Origin of the sequence: Streptomyces sp. NPDC059900, from assembly GCF_050270335.1 — a bacterium.
Classification (GTDB): Bacteria; Actinomycetota; Actinomycetes; order Streptomycetales; family Streptomycetaceae; genus Streptomyces.
Window position 1 is genome coordinate 1 of record NZ_JBNNJZ010000821.1, and the last position, 2803, is coordinate 2803.

3 protein-coding genes are annotated in these 2803 nt (G+C 68.9%); all 3 read right to left on the reverse strand.

Annotated features, from left to right (window positions below; genetic code table 11):
• Positions 1-1166: ROK family protein (locus tag ACQKIP_RS44440; RefSeq protein WP_427745594.1), on the reverse strand; the 1166-nt coding region annotated here is incomplete at its 3' end.
• Positions 1167-1214: 48 nt separating this feature from the next.
• Positions 1215-2081 (reverse strand): carbohydrate ABC transporter permease, encoded by an 867-nt coding sequence (locus ACQKIP_RS44445; RefSeq protein WP_365857076.1) that lies wholly within the window; start codon positions 2079-2081, stop codon positions 1215-1217.
• Between the two features lie 14 nt (positions 2082-2095).
• Positions 2096-2803, reverse strand: a 708-nt coding sequence (locus ACQKIP_RS44450; protein ID WP_427745595.1) for a carbohydrate ABC transporter permease, incomplete at its 5' end; no start/stop codon positions are given.

The following is a 2803-nucleotide window of genomic DNA, read 5'->3' on the forward strand; positions in this document are numbered from 1 at the left end:
CGATCCGGCGAGTAGAGGTGTTCCACGACCATCTCGCCCGCGCCCATCAGGCCTGCCCGGTCGCCCAGTTGCGCAGTGACCACGTTCAGGTTGGCGGTGGTGCGGGGCATGGCGCGCTGGTAGAGGAGTTCGCGCACGCCGGTCATGAAGGGGGCTCCGGCGAGGTCGCCGGCAAGCATCAGGACGCCGGGGTTGAGCAGGGTGACCACGGTGGCAAGGACCTCCCCGACGCGCTGGCCCGCCTCCCTGGCCAGGCGGATGGCGTCGGGCTGGCCGTCGGCCAGATGCTGGTGCACGCCCGAGCCGGACGTGGTGGGAATGCCGAGCGCGGAGAGCTGTCCGGCCAGGGCGCGGCCGCTGGCGACCGCGGCGAGGCAGCCGTAGGAGCCGCACATGCACAGCGCGTCGGGCCGGTCGTGCAGGCGGATGTGGCCGATGTCGCCGGCGCCGCCGTCGATGCCGCGGTAGACCTCGTCGCCGACGACCATTCCGGCGCCGATACCGGTCGATGCCTTGATGAGCAGGAACGCCGCGCAGTCCGGGTGGCCCGCGCGGTGCTCGGCGTACGCCATGAGGTTGGCGTCGTTGTCGACCAGGACGGGCACCGGGCCGGATTCCAGCGAGCGGCCGACCTGCTCCGCGTACGCCGCCTGCATCTGGTCCCGGATGGGGAAGCGGTCCCAGCCCGGCATGATCGGCGGCTGGATGACCTGGCCGAGGTCGAAGTCGACGGGGCCGGGCACGGACATGCCGATCCCCGCCACCTTGCCGGGCCCGACCCCGGCTTCGGCGAGCAGGGGCACGAACCAGCCGGCCAGCGTGTCGATGACCTTGGCGGGACCGTCGGTGACCAGGACAGGGCCTGAGGTCTCGGCCAGCACGTCACCGGCCAGGTCGAGGACGGCGGCCCGCGCGTGCCGGGTCTCCAGGTCGACGGCCAGGACCACCGCGTGCGAGGCGTCGAACTCCAGGAGGGCCGATGGCCGTCCGCCGGTGGAGGAGCCGGCGCTGTCGCGCAGCCAGCCCGCGCCGAAGAGCTGGTCGAGGCGCAGGCCGACGGTCGATCGTGACAGACCGGTGGCGCGCAGGAGTTCGCTGCGTGTGGTGGCCTCCCCGCTGCGGATGAGCTGCAGCAGGTGGCCCGGGCTCGCTTGGTTCGCCGGCATCATTTCCCCGTCTCTGGATTCTCGCGGGACCACGGGATTCCGTACCCGTCAACTCTTGTCGGCACCGCTGGTCAGGCCCTCGGTCAACAGGCGTTCCGCGGCGAAGAACAGAAGTATCACGGGGATGGTCAGGACCACGGACCCGGCCATGAGCACGGTCTTGGAGACCTCGATGCCGTTGGACAGTTGGGCAAGGCCAAGGGAGACCGTCCACTTGTCGGGGTCGGCCGCGAGGAAGAGCAGGGCGAAGAGGAACTCGTTCCACGCGATCATGAACACGTACAGCCCGGTTGCCATCAGGGACGGCACGGCCAGCGGCAGGATCACCTTGCGCAGGGCCTGCAGCCGCGAGCAGCCGTCGAGGGCGGCGGCTTCCTCGATGGAGTACGGGATGGTCACGAAGTAGTTCTTCAGCATGTAGATCGAGACGGGCACGGTCTGCGCCACGTACACGATGGCCAGGCCCGCCAGGCTGGAGGACAGCCCGAGCTTCGCGAACATCACGAAGAGAGGGACGGCGAGCAGCGTCGCCGGGAACATGTAGACCGCGAGGAACATCGCGCTGATCTGGCGGTTGCCGAAGAACTTCAGGCGGCTGATGGCGTAGGCGCCGGGCACGGCGGCGACGAGGGTGAGGGCGACCGTGCCGAGCGAGACGAGCGCCGAGTTGAGCAGCAGCTTCAGGAATCCCTGTCCGCCTTCGGACTGGGGCTTCATGACGTTCTCGTAGGTGCTGAGGGTGAACTCCTTCGCGGAGACCCACAGGGAGCCGGGATCGAGCAGCAGGGAGTCGATGGACTTCACCGACAGGAGCACCATGTAGTAGAAGGGCACGATCGTGATCACCGCGAGGAAGGCGATGACGACCCACCGCAGGACGCCGAAGAGGCGCTCCTCGAACTGGGTGCGTGTCATGGAAAGCGGCGACATCACGACTCCTCCTGGACCTTCTTGCCGAAGAACTTGAAGTACAGGCCGAGCAGCACCATGAGGACGGCGGCAAGGACCAGGGCCTGGGCGGCTGCGGCGCCGACGTCGTAGCGCGAGGTGAGGAAGTCGTAGACCCGCACCGCGGCGACCTCGGTGCCCGCTCCGCCGTTGGTGAGCAGGTAGACGTCGTCGAACTTGTTGAACGTCATGATGAAGCGCAGGACGCACAGCAGGGCCATGACGGGCATCAGTTGCGGCAGCAGGATGTGCCGGAAGCGTTGCAGGGGTGTGGCGCCGTCGACCTTGGCGGCTTCCTCCAGGCCGCTGGGCACGGCCTGGAGCCGGGCGAGGATGAAGAGGAAGGCGAAGGGGAAGTAGCGCCAGGTCTCGAAGGCGATGACGGTGAGCAGCGCCAGGGGGATGTCGAAGTGCGCGCCGAGCAGGCTGACTTCGTACTCGCGGGTGGAGAGGAACGCGATGGGGTCGTCCCAGCCGAACAGGGAGCGGCCCCATTCGTTGACGATGCCGTATTGGGGGCTGAGGGCCACCTCCCAGACGAAGGCGACGGCGACGACGGGTGCGACGTAGGGCAGGAGCATCACGCCGCGCAGCAGGCCGCGCCCGCGGAAGGGCGTGCGCAGGGCGAGCGCGGCGATCAGGCCGAGGACGACGGAGCCCAGGGTGGCGCCGACGGTGTAGATCAGGGT

Excerpts from the sequence above, each read along its gene's own strand:
- ACQKIP_RS44445 (WP_365857076.1), bottom strand. The coding sequence starts at position 2,081 with ATGACACGCACCCAGTTCGAGGAGCGCCTCTTCGGCGTCCTGCGGTGG.